Source organism: Stenotrophomonas sp. 22LJNL06-5-1 (assembly GCF_056861455.1).
Genome location: NZ_JBSPUE010000011.1, coordinates 96,442 through 111,320 on the forward strand (window position 1 = coordinate 96,442; position 14,879 = coordinate 111,320).

A 14,879-nucleotide genomic window follows, 5' to 3' on the forward strand; every position below is an offset into this window, starting at 1 on the left:
GGCTCACTCACAGGTCCACACGGAAGGAGATGCCGACGGTGCGCGGGGCGCCGATGAAGGCGTTGTCGCGGCCGTCCACCCCTGCAAGATACCGCTTGTCGGTGAGGTTGCTCACCACCAGGTTGGCGCCCATGCCCTTCAGGCGCGGCGACAGCCCCTGCAGGTCGAAGCCGATGTTGGCGTTGAACACGGTGGCCGAGGGCAGCTTGTTGACATTGGCGGCGTCGAGGTAGCGGGTGCCCAGGTAGCGGCCGGATAGGCCGAAGTTCCAGTTCTCGCCCTGCCAGTCGGCCGACAGCACCAGGGTCTGTTCGGGCTGGCCGATCACCTTGGCGCCATCGACGATGCCCAGCTGGGTATCGCGCGCGGCATCGCCACTGCCCAGGTACTTGGAACGGTTGTAGGTATAGGCGGCGTTGAGGCGCCAGCCGTTGTCCCAGCCATAGCCAAACGCGGCTTCCAGGCCGTTGCTTTCCACGCCACCGAAGTTCTCGTAGACACCATCGGTCTCGCCCAGGTAGTCGATGCCGCTGACGAAACCGGCCGGCAGGTAGACGATACGGTTGTCGAACTTGATGTTGTACAGGGTCACCGAGGCGGTCAGCGGCCAGCGGCTGATGCGCATGCCCACTTCGATGTTGTCGGCGGTCTCCGGTTCGACATTGCGGAAGCGCTGCGGATCGGTCTCGCCAAGTACGCCGGAGGGAATGGCGGCGAAGTTCTGCGAGAAGCCCGCGAACAGCTCCATGCCTTCCACGCCCGGCGCCCAGGTGAAGCCGGTGGAGAGCAGCGGATCGGACTTGGAATCGGACGTCACGTGTTCGCTGGCGCCGATCACGCGGCGACGCGACTGGTCGACGAAGAACTGCTTCACGCCCAGGCGTGCACTGAACGGTCCGAAGCGGGCCACGTCCTCGACGTAGTACATCTGCTCGTCAACCTTGTACTTGTCCTCGAACTGCACCCAGTACGGCTGATGATCGAAGGCGATGTCCTGGCCGACGTTGAGCAGGCGGTGCCAGTCGCGGCGCGCCGAACGGTCCAGCTTCTCCACCCACAGGCCGCCGCGGATGGTGTTGTCGATCGCACCGAAGGTCTGGCGCCATTCGACGTCGGCGGTCACGCCCATGCGGTCGTTGTCGTAGTGGGTGTGGCGGTAGGACTGCGCGCCCAGCACGTTGCCCGCGTAGCAGTTCGGATCATATTCGGCGGTGAAGCCCAGGCGCGGGGTGCAGCTGGCCAGGCGCTGCGCGGCGCTGCCATCGGGATTGACGAAGAAGATCTGGCCACGGTTGCTGCCGCCGTACACGGTCTTGCCACCGAGATATTCCGATTCGGGGCGGCCCGCACCCTCATCGCTGACCTGCGCCAGGTAGGGGGGCAGCCAGTCGCCACGGCCTTCCATGCGGTGCCCGTAGGCGGCCACCGAGGCCTTGAACCCGTTGCCGCCGTCGAAGGCCGCACGCAGGTAACCGAAGGTATTCTCGCGCAGCGCACGCGAGCCGGAACGGTAGTTCTGGTCCAGATACGGAATGCCGGTGAGGGTGCCGACCAGGTTGTCGCGATCCGGATTGGTGGCAAAGCCCTTCGGTGAGACGCTGGTGTATTCCGGCTCGTCGGCGTCGTTGTAGGACAGGTAGCCGGTCAGGGTCCAGCGATCCAGTTCGGTGATGAACTTGCCGGCGATGTGGTCGTTGCTGGTCTTGCCGCTGCCATCGATCCAGTCGTGCACGCGTGCGGAAGAAGCGCTGACCCAGGCGCGGGTGTGGCCGCCGAGCAGGCCGGTGTCGTAGCGCACGTAGTACTTGCGTGCCTCGTTGTCACCGGCGCCGACCACGAAACGCAGGCGGCTGTCCTGCAGCGGATCGCTGGTGAGGAAGTTCAGGGTGCCGCCGAGGGCCTCGTTCGAGCGCGAGGAGATATCAGCGGTGCCCTGACTGACTTCCACCGTTTCCAGATCCAGGGTGTCGATGTAGCGGTTGGCCAGCGAGCCACCGCCGTAACCTGAGCCGCCATTGGGCAGACCGTCGATGGTGGTACCGATCTGCTGGGTATCGCGGTTGGTGACGAACCCGCGCATGCTGATCTGCGTGCCCCACACCGAGGAGCCGGTGGCATCGGCCTCGCTGACCACCACGCCCGGCACTTCGTTGAGCGCGTCGTTGACGCTGCTCATCACCGTCTGCCGATTCAGCGTTTCCGCGCGCACCGAAGTCTTCGCGTAGCTGGTGGCCTGGCCAATCACCTGTACCTGGTCGAGGGTACGTGCATCGCTGCTGCGCGCTTGGCCCGTATCGCCCTGCGGTGCTTCTGCGAGGGCGTCCAGGGCGGGGGCGATCAGCAGAGCCAGCAGCGAGACACGGGGAAAACGCGCAATCGTTCGCATCGAAACCGGACCTTCAGAGGGAGGAAACCCCGGAGTGTCGGCAGCGGCAATGACATCGGCATGACGTGCCGGCGCAGGAACGATGGCACTGTGGGGGCGGTCACGGCCTTCGGGTATGCTCGGCGCTTCAATGGACCTGAGGTGGTGGCGATGCAGAAGCGATCGACGATCTGGCTGGGTGGTGCAGCCCTGGTGCTGCTGGCAGGATGCAACCGGACGCCCTCGGATGGAGGAGTGGCACCGCCTGCGCCAGCCACGGCAGACGAGGCCGCAGCAGCGGCCGCCGCCCCAGCCGGTTCAACAGCCGCCGCCGATGGCGCCGCACTCACCGACCGTGAGGGCAAGGCTGTGCCGCTGGTGCCCTTCGACCCAGCCAGCGTGCCGCTGAGCGACGCCCCGCTGGGCGAATTGCCGTTCTTCAGCCTGCCGCAGGGCTATGCGCCGCAGAACGCTCCGCATCCGCGCGCGTGGGCGCGCTTCCCGTTCCGCATGGGTGACGGTGTGCATTGGGTGGAGGGCCCGAGCTGGTCGGCACGCATCGTGACCGACAGCGAAGCGGCACCCGACAAGGCGTTTTCCGCGCTGGAAGTGCAGCGCAACTTCGACGGTGTGATCACCGCCGCCGGTGGCCGCAAGATCTTTGAAGGCACGCTGCTGCGCGACATCTACTACGGCCCGCAACTGGAAGGCGAGATCGGTGGTGGCTTCATCGATGCGGTGAACGGTGAACAGGACGCGCCCACCACGGTCTACGTGCTGCGCCAGGCCAACCGCACCGTGTGGGTGCAGCTGGCAGTGGACAGCAATGGCGCTGGACTGGCGGTCGTGGATGAAGTGCCGTTCAAAGCCACCGCGCAGTGGTCGGACAGCTTCCCGCACCTGTCCCTGCCGGCCGGTTATCGTGACCGGAACAAGCCCGAGCAGCGTGATTTCGATGCCTTCCCGTTCTGGACCGGCGATCAGTTCGAACAGGTTGAGGGCCGCACCTTCGCTGCCGATTTCGACAAGGGCGAGCACGAGTACTCGATGCAGGAAGTCCGTCGCAATCTTGAGGCGATGATGGCCCAGGTCAACGGCACCAAGGTGTTCGAGGGGCGCATTCCGCACGAGGCGGCCGAGGGCGTGCCGAAGCAGGTGCAGTCGTCCTACGGCAACGCGGCCAGCTACAGCTGGGACAACTACGACACCGTGGTCTACCGCGTCGATCTGGCTGATGGTCGCCAGGTGTGGGTGCATGCGCGCCTGGAATATCTCAGCGCAGGCTGGGTCGTGGCCGAGCGCAAGGGCTTTACCCAGACCGCGGCGCTGCTGCCGGCCGATGCGTTGAAGAAAAAGCTGGACAGCGACGGCCGCGTGGCGATCCAGGTCAACTTCGCCACCGACAAGGCGCAGATCCTGCCGACGTCCGAACCACAGCTGGCGCAGGTGCTGGACCTGCTGCGTGCCGACCCGTCGCTGAAACTGTCGATCGAAGGCCACACCGACAACAGCGGTGCGGCGGCACGCAACCGCAGCCTGTCGGAGGATCGCGCGGCCTCGGTGGTGGCCGCGCTCACCGCAAAGGGCATCGCCGCCGACCGCCTGCAGGCGGCCGGCTTCGGCGCCGACAAGCCGGTGGCCGACAACGGCAGCGAAGAAGGCAAGTCGCGCAACCGGCGGGTCGAGCTGGTCAAGCGCTGACCCACGGGGTGCTCAGTACCGCGCGTCCTTGGGTTTCGGGTCGCGCGGCCAGTCCTTGGCCTTGTTGGCGAAGTCCGGCCGGGGCTGGTTGATGAAGTAGCTGGCGATGTCCACCGCATCCTGGTCGGGCATCACCTGCTGCCCCAGTGGCGGCTCGCGGGTCACCGCCGGTGGCATGTTGTGCTTGACGAAGCCGGCGGCCTTGTACAGGCGCGCCATGCCGGCGCCGATGTTGAAGCTGTGGTCGCCCCATAGCGGCGGGAAGGCGATGTCACCGCTGGCGTCGCGCCGGCCTTCGCCGTTGTCGCCATGGCAGGCGGCGCACTGCACGGCGTACAGCGCCTGGCCGCGGATCGGGTCCGGGGTCAGCGTGCTGTCGATGGGGCCCTCGCTGGGGGCGGCCACCTTTGCACCGTCCGGCACAGGACTGCTCAGCCACGCCATGTAGTCGAGCATGGCGCGCATCTGCGGCGAGTCCTTCGGCAGAGGCTTGCCGTTCATCGAACGCTGCAGGCAGCCGTTGATGCGCTCGGTCAGCCCGATCACCTTGCCCGGGCGCGGCATGTAACGCGGATAGGCGCCGCCGCCGGTATTGAAGTAGTGGTTGCCGAACGGTCGCTTGCCCTCGGCCATGTGGCACGAATTGCAGTTCAGATCGTTGCCGACGTTGTCCGGAAGCAGGCGCGCGGTCTCGTTGAGGATGCGGCGGCCGAGCATCACCGATTCGGCATTGCCGAGCCCGGCGATTTCTTCGGCGCTGGGCGCATGGTAGTGGCCGACCACCTTGCCCTGCGCATCGAGGATATCGATCGTGCTGGCCACGGCGGCATCCAGGTCCGGGTACAGATGACGGTAGGCGAGGGTACCGGCGCCGGCCAGCACCACGAGGGTGATCGCACTGCCGATCAGCAGGCGGGAACGCGTGCGCGAACGCTTCATTGTGCGGCCTCCTGCGGAACGTAGTGCACCGGCTTGTCGCGCACCACCCGGCGCATGCGCGCCACGTCGACCTCGCTCACCGCGCTGGCCTGGTTGCCCCAGCTGCTGCGGATGAAGGTCAGGATCTGTGCCAGTTGCGCGTTCGGCAGCTGCTCGAAGCCCGGCATGGTGAAGGCCATGCGGTCATGCGGGGTATGCGGCGTGCGGCCGCCGATCAGGGTCACCTGCACCAGCGAACTGGGATCGTCAGCGAACACGATCGAGTTGCCGGCCAGGGCCGGATAGACGCGCGGCATGCCGCGCCCGTCGGCACGGTGGCAGGCCTGGCAGTGCTCGGCATAGGCCAGCGAACCGGCCACGCGGTAGTCACCGCTGCGCAGTGCGGCGGTGGTGGTGTCGGTACCGGGCGACCACTGCGCACTGCGGCCCTCACGCGCCGGCAGCTGTTTCAGGTAGCGGGCCATGGCCAGCAGATCGGTGTCGGACAGGTACTGCGTGCTGTGCTCGACCACGTCGGCCATGCCACCGAAGGCTGCCGATCGATCGGTGCGGCCGGTGCGCAGGAAGTCGACGATCTCGTCCTCGCTCCAGCTGGCCAGGCCGGTCGATTCATTGCGCAGGTTCTTCGCATACCAGCCTTCCAGCACCGAGCCGGACAGGAACTGGCGGCTGCCATCATCGGCCATCGCCTTTTCCTGGAACGCCAACCCGCGTGGCGTGTGGCAGGCGCCGCAGTGGGCCAGGCCTTCCACCAGTTCGGCGCCGCGCTGTTGGCTGGCATCCAGCGACGGATCCGGGTTGAACGTGCGTGGGCGTGCGAACAGCAGCTGCCACCAGGCCAGTGGCCAGCGCATGTTGGCCGGCCACGGGATCGTGCTGTCGGCGTTGTCCTGCTTCACCGGCTGCACCGAGCCCATGAAGTAGGCGTACAGCGCCTTGATTTCGGCGTCGCTGGCGATCACGTACGAGGCGTACGGCATTGCCGGATACAACGGCTGCCCATCGTGACGGATGCCGCGACGTACCGCGCGTTCAAAGTCGGCGTAGTCGTAGGCGCCAATGCCGGTGTCCGGATCGGGCGTGATGTTGGTCGAGTAGATCGTGCCCATCGGCGTCTGCATGCCGAGGCCACCGGCGAACGGCTTGCCGCCAGGTGCGGTGTGGCAGGCCGCGCAGTCGGCCGCGCGCGACAGGTACTGTCCCTGCGTGATCAGCGTCGGATCGTGGATGTCGACCTGCGCCGTCTGTCGCGGTGCGAACCAGTAGGGCGTGGTGCGGGCGATGCCGTAGGCGGCGGCCAGCGTGGCGGCCAAGGCAATGGCGAGCTTGAACGAGGTGCGCATGGCGGCACTGTGGACAAACACGCCGGCGTATTCATTGATCCGGATCAATGACTGAACGGATACAGCTTGTACACCAAGCTGAATCGTTCCTGCGTTGTCATCAAGCCGTCATCCACGCGCGATAGATGGCCCACGCGCGCGTCGCTAACCTGCCACGCTGTCGCACCTTTTCCCCGATTGCCCATGAAGCGCCTGCTGCTGTTGTTGCTGGCGTGCGCCGGCCTGTGGCTGGCTGCATGCTCGTCCTCGATCAATGCCTCGTCCACCTCGCTCGCCGATCGGCTGATCGCGCCGGGTGGCGTATCGACCCTGCTCGATCGTCCGCGCATTGCCGCGGCCATTGCCGAACTGCCCAATCGCCACGGCTTCGCGCCGGGCCGCGATGGCGTGCCGATCTTCTGGCGTGTGTTCGATCCTGGCGATTACGGCGCGCGCTACCACTACCTGCCGCAGCGCCACGAGAACGGCCTGCCGCTGGATACAGGCCTGAGCCTGGCAGTACCGCAGCCGTTCCGCGCGCAGGCACCGCGCGGCACCGTGGTGCTGCTGCACGGCTGGATGATGAATGGTGATTCGATGCTGCCATGGTCGTTGCAGTTGGCCGAATCCGGCTACCGCGTGGTCACGCTCGACCTGCGCAACCATGGACAGTCCGGTACTGGGCCGTCGGGCTATGGCACCTATGAATCCGACGATGTGGTGGATGTAATCGGCGAGCTGCGCGCACGTGGTGAAGTGACCGGCCCGCTGTACCTGTTCGGCGTGTCCTATGGTGCCGCCACAGCGGTATTCACCGCCGACAAGCTCGGCGACCAGGTGGAAGGCGTGGTGGCGATGGAATCGTTCGCCAATGCCGGTGTAGCGATCCGCACGATGATCCCGCACCTGATGGGACTGCAGCCGGAGGGCCTGAAGGCGCAGGCGGTGGCGTCGTACGCGCGCTGGCGCTACGGCGGCCAGGACATCAACCAGGTGATCGCCGCCGCCAGCCGCCGCATCGACGTCGATCTGGACCGCGTGGATGTAGCGCGCGCGCTGGCCGATACCCGCGCCTGCGTGCTGCTGCTGCACGGGCAGGGCGACCAGCACATTCCGGTCAGCCAAGGCCGCGAACTGGCCCAGGCCAACCCGCGCGCGCACTACATCGAAATGCGCGGCGAGGACCACATCACCCTGCCGCTGCGGCTGGACCTGCTGGCCGGAGTGGTCGACGACTGGATGGCGCGCGACGAGCACCATCCGCAAAGCGCCTGCCCGGCACCGCAACTGCCGGCCCAGGCCGAGTGGCTGACGCGCAGCTGAGAAAAGGGGACGGAGGGGATTAAGTCGTTTCTAGCCCAGATGTGTGGGAAACGACTTAATCCCCTCCGTCCCCTTTTTCTGTCAGGCCACTCGTCGTGCCAGCGAGCGCGCGGATGCGGCTACGCCCAGCAGCAATGCGGCCACGCACAGGAAGGCGAAGCCGAGGCTGGTGCCGTGTGCCAGCGCACCGATCGCTGCCGGGCCGGCGAGGATGCCGGCGTAACCCAGCGTAGTCACTGCGGTGATGGCGATGCTCTCCGGCATCACCCGCTGCTGGCCGGCCATCGAGAACAGTGCCGGCACGATATTGGCGCAGCCCAGCCCAACCAGCACATAGCCCGCCAGCGCCACCGGGAACGACGGTACCAGCGTGGCCAAGGTGAAACCGGCTGCGGCGGTGATGCCGCCGAAGACCAGGGTGCGGGTTCGGCCGAGGCGCTCGACGATGCCGTCGCCGAACAGGCGCATCGCGGTCATCGCCAGGGTGAACAGCGCGAAGCCGGCGCCGGCCTGATCACGCGGCACCTGCCGCACTTCGGCCAGGAACACCGCGCTCCAGTCCAGCATCGAGCCCTCGGCGAGGAACACCACGAAGGCCAGCACGCCGATGAACAGCACCACGCCGTGCGGCAGCGCCAGCAGTGGGCCTTCATGCAGGATCCGTTGCGGTCGCCAGTGCGGCGCCGACAGCACCGCGACCAGCAGCAGTGCCGCCACAGAAACCAGCGCGGCCAGCCACAGCGGTGTACCCAGGATCAGCAGGCCGGTCATGCAGCCGGCGCCGACGAAGCCACCGATGCTGTAGAAGGCGTGGAAGCCGGACATCATCGCGCGCCCGGCGTCGCGCTCGACCGCGACCGCCTGCATGTTCATCGCACAGTCCAGCGCACCGACGCCGGCGCCGAACACGAACAGCGCCGCACCCAGTGCCACCGGCGAGGGCGCCAGCACCAGCAAGGGCAGGGCGCACAGCATCATCGCGCAGGTGATCACCATCACCCGGCGGCAGCCCAGCCGCCCGGTCAGTGCACCTGCCAACGGCATCGCCAGCAGCGAGCCGAGCCCAAGGCACAGCAGCACGGCGCCGAGGCTGGCGTCGGACAGCCCGGCCTTGGCCTTGGCGTAGGGCACCATCGGCGCCCATGCGGCGGTGGCGAATCCGGGAATGAAGAAGGCGGCGCGGGTGGCGTGCTGCTGGGCACGTGGGGATGAAGGCGTCATGCGCGATGCGAAGCTCCAGGGGATGATCATGAAAACGTTTTCAAGCCAGCTCGGCAAGTGCCATGCGTGACATCGGGCGACGCATACGATTGCAGTGACCCGATCGCGTCACTGGCGATTAACGTCGCCCACGGACAGTGGCTGCACGGTCGGCATCCCGCCGGCCGCTGCCGGAGACCCGTACATGAGCACGACACCGACCATCCTCCTCGTCCATGGATTCTGGGGCGGGGCCGCACACTGGGCCAAGGTGATCCTGGAACTGCATCGCAACGGCCATGACCGTGTGCAGGCGGTGGAACTACCGCTCACGTCGCTGGCCGACGATGCAGGCCGCACCCAGAAAATGATCCGGCAGATCGACGGGCCGGTGCTGCTGGTCGGCCACTCCTATGGAGGCGCGGTAATCAGCCAGGCCGGTAACGAGCCCAACGTGAAGGGCCTGGTCTACATCGCCGCGTTCGCCCCTGATGCCGGCGAGAGCCCAGGTGGCATCACCCAGCAGCACCTGCCGGAGGCGGCGCCGAACCTGGCACCGGACAGCGATGGCTACCTGTGGCTGCGTGCGGACAAGTTCCATGAGAGCTTCTGCCAGGATCTGAGCGAGGACGAGGGCCGGGTGATGGCGGTGACCCAGAAGGCGCCGCTGGCCAGCACCTTCGGTGATGCGGTCAGCGACCCGGCATGGAAGCACGCGCCGAGCTGGTACCAGCTGTCCCGCCACGACCGCATGATCGCGCCGGAAAACCAGAAGGCCATGGCCGCAAGGATGCAGCCCAAGCGCCTGCTGGAGCTGGATGCCAGCCATGCCTCGCTGGCTTCGCAGCCGAAGGAAGTGACCGCGCTGATCCTGGAGGCCTGCGCCGCCATCGGCGGCTGATCCCGCGCCAGCACACCGCACGACAGCTGCGGCGCAGGGGAGTACACTCCTGCGCCGCGGCCATCCGGCCGCGTCCCTCTCTTCCCTCCAGCCGCCGCCAGAGGATCCCACCCTATCGTGGAGGTCCCGCCGTGCTGTCTGTGCCTGTTGTCCATACTCCGTCCCCCCTGCCGCGTCGCCGCGCGTTGCCGCAGGCGCTGGCCCGGGGCCTGCTGATCGCTGCTCTGGGCAGCAGCGGTATTGCTGCTGCGCAATCCAGTACGGATCCAGCCAAGGATTCCCAGGCGCCTGCATCGCAGACCCTGCAGACCGTGCAGGTCACGGCCAACCTGCTCGGCACCATCACCGAGGGCAGCGGCGCCTACACGCCCGGCACCATCGCCACCGCCACCCGCCTGGTGCTGACGCCACGGCAGACCCCGCAGACCATCAGCGTGATCACCCGCGCACAGATGGATGACTTCGGCCTGCACGGCATCGACGACGTGATGCGGGTGACCCCCGGCATCAGCATCGTCACCTACGACAGCGAACGCACCGAGTACTACGCGCGTGGCTTCGCCGTGCAGAACTTCCAGTACGACGGCATTCCGATGTCGCGCAATTCGGCATACTCCGCCGGCAACACGCTCAGCGACACCGCCATCTACGACCGCATCGAAGTGCTCAAGGGCGCGACCGGCCTGCTGACCGGCATGGGCGATCCGGGTGCGACCATCAACCTGGTGCGCAAGAAGCCGGGCAAGGACTTCGCCGGCAGTGCCTCACTGGGTGTCGGCCGCTGGGACGACTACCGCGCCGAGCTTGATGTGGGTGGCCCGCTGACTGCCGATGGCCGCGTGCGTGGCCGTGCCGTGGGTGCCTGGGAAGACAAGCGCTCCAACCTGGACAACTACCAGCGCACCAGCAAGGTCGGTTATGCCGTGGTGGAAGCCGATCTGGGCGAACGCACGCTGCTGTCGGTCGGTGGCGACGTGATGGACAGCGACCCGAAGGGTTCGACGTGGGGCGGCATTCCGCTGCTGGACAGCGCTGGCAACTTCAACCGCATGCCGCGCTCGTTCAACAATGGTGCGCAATGGGCCGGCTGGCGGCAGTACGTGCGTACCGGTTTCGCCACGTTGGAGCACACGTTCGCCAACGACTGGATTGCCAAGCTGCAGCTCAACCACCAGGTCAACGGCTATGACGCCGCACTGGCCGGTGCCGCCGCTGGCAATCCCGATCCGTTGACCGGCGAGGGCGTCAGCCTGTGGCTCGGCAAGTACGTCGGCAAGACCGTCAGCAATGCCGCCGACTTCTATGTGAGCGGGCATTTCGGCCTGTTCGGCCGCGAGCATGAGCTGGTGGTCGGTGGCAGTGCTTCGCGCAAGCGCTGGACCAATACCGGCTATGGCCCGCAGGCGGGGTTCCCGGATACCGTGCCGGACTACAGAACCTGGAATGGTGACATTGCCGAGCCGCAGTGGCAGCGCACCTATGACAACAATGAAGTGACCCGCGAGAATGGGCTGTACGTGGTTGGCCGCTTCGACGTGGCCGATCCGTTGAAGCTGATCGTCGGCAGCCGCCTGGCCAGTTACCGCTCGCCGGACACGCGCGAGACCGGCGTTTATGTGCCCTATGCCGGCGTGGTCTACGACCTCGGCGAGCATTACTCGGTGTATGCCAGCTACAGCACCATCTTCAAGCCGCAGGGCGAGCGTGACGAGCAGGGCAAGGCACTGGATCCACTGGAGGGCCGCAGCTACGAGGTTGGCCTGAAGGCTGAGTTCTTCGATGGACGCCTCAATGCCAGTGCGGCGCTGTTCCAGCTTGATCAGGACAACTTCGCCCAGCCCACCGGCGGCAAGACACCTAATGGCCAGGATGCCTACCGCGCCTTGATGGGCGTGCGCACCAAGGGTTACGAGCTTGAAATGTCGGGTCAGCTGGCCGAGGGCTGGCAGGTGCAGGGTGGGTTCTCCCACAAGATCGCCCGCCAGGCGGGCACCAAGGTGACCACGCTGGAACCGGAGAACCAGTTCAGCCTGCACACCAGCTACCGCCTGCGTGGTGCCTGGCAGGGGCTGACGCTGGGTGGTGGCGCACGCTGGCAGGATTCGACCTTCGGCGAGATCACCAACCCGGCCACGCGGGCCAAGGTGGTGCATCGCACGCAGCCGTACTGGTTGCTCGATGCGATGGCGCGCTACCAGTTCAACGATCGCCTGTCGGCCACGGTCAACGTCAACAACCTGCTCGACAAGCGTTACTACACGATCTTCAACTGGTACAGCACCTACACCTGGGGTGAGCCGCGCAATGTACGGCTCACCTTGAACTACAAGTTCTGACGCGGGTCTTGTAGAGCCGAGCCCACGCTCGGCTGGCTGTCAAACCGCAGCAGAGCATGGGCTTGGCTCTACACATACGCCCGCGATGCTCTACAGCATCGCGGGCGTTGTGGTTACAGCGGCAGGTCGAACACCAGCACTTCGGCGTCGTTGCCGTTTTCCAGGGTCAGCTGCGCTTCGTCGCTGACCTGCAGCGCATCGCCGGCTTCCAGGGTGATGCCGTTGACCTGCAGTTGGCCGCGGGCCACCTGCACATAGGCGCCACGACCGTTGCCGAGCGCATGGTGCAGCTTCTGGCCGCCGTCGAGGATGGTGGCGAAGATGCGGGCATCCTGATGGATGCGCAGCGAACCGTCGGCACCGTCCGGCGAAGCGATCAGGCGCAGCTGGCCGCGCTTGGTCTCCGGTGCGAAGTGGGTCTCCTCGTACGACGGCGCGATGTTCTCGGTGTCCGGGAAGATCCAGATCTGCAGGAAGTGCACGGTCTCGTCGGCGGAGTGATTGAACTCGCTGTGGGTGACGCCGCTGCCGGCGCTCATGCGCTGCACGTCGCCGTAGCGCAGCACCGAACCGGTGCCCATCGAGTCCTTGTGCTCCAGCGCACCGCCCAGCACGTAGGAAATGATTTCCATGTTGCTGTGGCCGTGGGTGCCGAAGCCCTGGCCGCCGATCACCTTGTCTTCGTTGATCACCCGCAGCGGGCCGAAGCTGACGTAGCGCGGGTCGTAGTAGTTGGCGAAGGAGAAGGTGTGGCGCGAGGACAGCCAGCCATGCTCGGCCAGGCCACGGGTAGCGCTCTTGCGGATCTGCAGCATGATGGAATCTCCTTGTTCGATGGTTTCGATGGGGCGGGGTGGGCCGGTAGCCGCTGTGTTTCCCCGTTGGAGAGAAGTATCCGCTTGCGCCCGGGGTTTGAAAAACGGATAGTTTTGACAGCCATCATCGAAAAATTCGAATGCTCAAGCTCAGCCTCGATGCCCTGCAGATCCTGGATGCCATCGACCGCCGCGGGTCGTTTGCCGGCGCCGGCAAGGCCCTGCACAAAGTGCCCTCGACCATCTCCTACACCGTGGCCAAGCTGGAGGAGGACCTGGGCGTTCAGCTGTTCGACCGGGTCGGCCCGCGCGCCGAGCCGACCGAGGCTGGCCGCGCGCTGCTGGACGAAGGGCGGCACCTGCTGCGCGCCGCCCGCGAGCTGGAGCTGCGGGTGCGCCGGGTGGCGTCGGGCTGGGAGACCGAACTGACCCTGGCGGTGGACTCGGTGTTCCCGACCTGGTTGCTCGGCCCGGACATCGCTGCGTTTCGTGAGGCCGAGGCGCCGACCCGGCTGCGGCTGATCGGCGAGGCCTTGTCCGGCACCTGGGAAGCCCTGCTGGACCGGCGTGCCGATCTGCTGGTCGGCGCGCCGGGTGAGGGCCCCAGTGGCGGTGGCTATGTGGTCGAGCCGTTGGGCACGGTGGAGTTCGTGTTCGCGGTCGCGCCCGATCATCCGTTGGCCGCAGTGCCAGGCGTGCTCGGTCGCGAGCAGCTGGTCGAGCACTGCGCGATCGCGGTCTCCGATTCGGCGCGACGGCTGCTGCCGCGCACGGTCGGCCTGTTGATGGGGCAGGAGATGCTGACGGTGCCGGATATGGCCAGCAAGCTGAAACTGCAATGCGAAGGCGTGGGCTTCGGCTTCCTGCCCGAGCCGTGCGCGCGCGCTGCGGTGGCGCGCGGCCAACTGGTGATCCGCGAGGTGGAGGAGCACAAGCCGGAAGAGACCTTCTGGCTGGCCTGGCGCACCGGTGAGGATGGTGCGGCATTGCGCTGGTGGCGCGAACGCCTGCGCAGGCCGGAGCTGCTGTCGCAGTGGTGGCAGGCAATGGCCAGGGGGTAGGGCTTTGGCAGGGCTGCGCCCTGCACCCGCTACGATCCAGAGCAACAGCAACAGCAACAGCAGAAGCTGGTTTCCTGAGGGATGGCGGGGTGGGTCCGGTTGCGGGGGCCGCTGCAAGTACGTCCATGTAAGCTCGGTCGCCGCATCCATGCGGCTCACGCCCCCGCAACCGGACCCACCTCGCCTTCGACAGTTTTCCGCGATCTGTCGGAACGGCGTACTGCTCTGGTAGGTGTCGACCTTGGTCGACACGGTAGATCCACGCCATGCGTGGATGCTCTTCGATCAATTGTCGAAATGTTCGAACTCGATGGAGATTCATCCACGCATGGCGTGGATCCATCAGATCGCGGAAATCTGTCAGAGGTGGGGCGGTGTCGGAGTGCGGGGTGTCAGCCGCATGGATGCGGCTGCCAAGCCTACAGGGACGTACTTGCGGCGTCCCCGCACTCCGACACCGCCCCGCCAAACCACGGAATGCCAGCTTTTGCCGTTGCCTTGCCTTGCCTTGGCTTGAAGCATCTGCAGGTGCAGGGCGCAACCCTGCCGGAAAACACGCATAAAAAAACAGCAGGCCGAGGCCTGCTGTTTCGGTGTAATGGTGCGCCCGGAGAGATTCGAACTCCCGACCGCCTGGTTCGTAGCCAGGTACTCTATCCAACTGAGCTACGGGCGCGCGGTACACAATCAACTTACTGCTTAATTTTACTGCATTTTCAGCGGCGGATGCTGAAAACCTGTCGAGTGGTGCGCCCGGAGAGATTCGAACTCCCGACCGCCTGGTTCGTAGCCAGGTACTCTATCCAACTGAGCTACGGGCGCCAATTACATAAACTTGTTGTGCTGACTGTGTATGGTGCGCCCGGAGAGATTCGAACTCCCGACCGCCTGGTTCGTAGCCAGGTACTCTATCCAA

Annotated in this window: 10 protein-coding genes and 2 tRNA genes; 5 read left to right on the forward strand and 7 right to left on the reverse strand. The window is 66.2% G+C overall.

Annotated elements, in window-relative coordinates:
• Window positions 1-7: 7 nt before the first annotated feature.
• Window positions 8-2,386 carry a TonB-dependent receptor gene (locus tag AC13GF_RS19990; protein WP_483005761.1) on the reverse strand — a complete coding sequence of 793 codons (2,379 nt, stop codon included), beginning with the start codon at window positions 2,384-2,386 and terminating at the stop codon, window positions 8-10.
• A gap of 150 nt (window positions 2,387-2,536) precedes the next feature.
• On the opposite strand from AC13GF_RS19990, the gene AC13GF_RS19995 reads away from it, so the two are divergent.
• The gene (locus tag AC13GF_RS19995; protein ID WP_483005762.1) at window positions 2,537-4,066 is read left to right on the forward strand and encodes an OmpA family protein; all 1,530 of its coding nucleotides are present in this window, start codon (window positions 2,537-2,539) and stop codon (window positions 4,064-4,066) included.
• A 12-nt stretch (window positions 4,067-4,078) separates the two neighbouring features.
• Here AC13GF_RS19995 and AC13GF_RS20000 read toward each other — a convergent pair whose 3' ends face one another.
• Both AC13GF_RS20000 and AC13GF_RS20005 read right to left on the reverse strand, forming a co-directional pair.
• Entirely contained in the window at window positions 4,079-5,005 is a 927-nt protein-coding gene (locus AC13GF_RS20000; protein ID WP_483005763.1) for a c-type cytochrome, read from the reverse strand.
• On the reverse strand, window positions 5,002-6,348 hold the full coding sequence (locus AC13GF_RS20005) for a c-type cytochrome (protein WP_483005764.1): 1,347 nt from the start codon (window positions 6,346-6,348) through the stop codon (window positions 5,002-5,004). The genes AC13GF_RS20000 and AC13GF_RS20005 overlap by 4 nt, the downstream gene beginning before the upstream one ends.
• 183 nt (window positions 6,349-6,531) lie before the next feature.
• Here AC13GF_RS20005 and AC13GF_RS20010 point away from each other — a divergent pair, with 183 nt between their 5' ends.
• Window positions 6,532-7,650 (forward strand): alpha/beta fold hydrolase, encoded by a 1,119-nt coding sequence (locus AC13GF_RS20010; protein ID WP_049449596.1) that lies wholly within the window; start codon window positions 6,532-6,534, stop codon window positions 7,648-7,650.
• An 81-nt stretch (window positions 7,651-7,731) separates the two neighbouring features.
• Here AC13GF_RS20010 and AC13GF_RS20015 read toward each other — a convergent pair whose 3' ends face one another.
• Window positions 7,732-8,871: an MFS transporter gene (locus AC13GF_RS20015; protein ID WP_099485100.1), complete on the reverse strand. Its 1,140-nt coding sequence runs from the start codon at window positions 8,869-8,871 to the stop codon at window positions 7,732-7,734.
• Window positions 8,872-9,055: 184 nt separating this feature from the next.
• Between AC13GF_RS20015 and AC13GF_RS20020 the strand changes: the two genes are divergently transcribed.
• Both AC13GF_RS20020 and AC13GF_RS20025 read left to right on the forward strand, forming a co-directional pair.
• Window positions 9,056-9,751 (forward strand): alpha/beta hydrolase, encoded by a 696-nt coding sequence (locus tag AC13GF_RS20020; protein WP_483005765.1) that lies wholly within the window; start codon window positions 9,056-9,058, stop codon window positions 9,749-9,751.
• A gap of 131 nt (window positions 9,752-9,882) precedes the next feature.
• Window positions 9,883-12,087 carry a TonB-dependent siderophore receptor gene (locus AC13GF_RS20025; protein ID WP_483005766.1) on the forward strand — a complete coding sequence of 735 codons (2,205 nt, stop codon included), beginning with the start codon at window positions 9,883-9,885 and terminating at the stop codon, window positions 12,085-12,087.
• Between the two features lie 113 nt (window positions 12,088-12,200).
• Here the strand turns inward: AC13GF_RS20025 and AC13GF_RS20030 are convergent, their stop codons facing one another.
• Window positions 12,201-12,902, reverse strand: a complete 702-nt coding sequence (locus AC13GF_RS20030; protein ID WP_197591478.1) for a pirin family protein — start codon at window positions 12,900-12,902, stop codon at window positions 12,201-12,203.
• A gap of 140 nt (window positions 12,903-13,042) precedes the next feature.
• Here AC13GF_RS20030 and AC13GF_RS20035 point away from each other — a divergent pair, with 140 nt between their 5' ends.
• The gene (locus AC13GF_RS20035) at window positions 13,043-13,963 is read left to right on the forward strand and encodes a LysR family transcriptional regulator (RefSeq protein WP_100443621.1); all 921 of its coding nucleotides are present in this window, start codon (window positions 13,043-13,045) and stop codon (window positions 13,961-13,963) included.
• A gap of 599 nt (window positions 13,964-14,562) precedes the next feature.
• Here the strand turns inward: AC13GF_RS20035 and AC13GF_RS20040 are convergent.
• Window positions 14,563-14,639, reverse strand: a tRNA-Arg gene (locus AC13GF_RS20040).
• A 69-nt stretch (window positions 14,640-14,708) separates the two neighbouring features.
• Window positions 14,709-14,785: transfer RNA gene (locus AC13GF_RS20045), tRNA-Arg, on the reverse strand.
• Between the last annotated feature and the right edge of the window lie 94 nt (window positions 14,786-14,879).